Source organism: Desulfovibrio sp. (genome assembly GCF_019424165.1).
GTDB lineage: Bacteria > Desulfobacterota > Desulfovibrionia > Desulfovibrionales > Desulfovibrionaceae > Desulfovibrio.
The window spans coordinates 12,441-12,740 of record NZ_JAHZAA010000050.1; the positions used below are offsets into that span (position 1 = coordinate 12,441).

The following is a 300-nucleotide window of genomic DNA, read 5'->3' on the forward strand; positions in this document are numbered from 1 at the left end:
CGTATTTCGAGCTGGCCCGCACCTTCATCTACAACCTGCTCACCTTCAATTTTGCCCCGCAAACCAGCACGCTCTTCAGCCTGCACCTGCTGCTGGGCTTCTTCCTGCTCATCTGGATCCCCATGACCAACATGGGCCACCTGATCATGAAGTACTTCATGTACCACGACATCCGCTGGGGTGACGAACCCACCAACTACAGCGAAAAGAACAAGCAGAAGATCCTTGAGGCCCTCAAGTTCAATGTGACCTGGTCGGCCAAGCATATCTCCGGTGATGGAACCCCCAGGACCTGGGTAG

1 pseudogene is annotated in these 300 nt (G+C 55.0%); it reads left to right on the forward strand.

Going from position 1 to position 300, the window contains the following annotated elements:
• Positions 1-300 (forward strand): annotated as a pseudogene (locus QZ377_RS11920) (nitrate reductase); the annotation flags it as partial.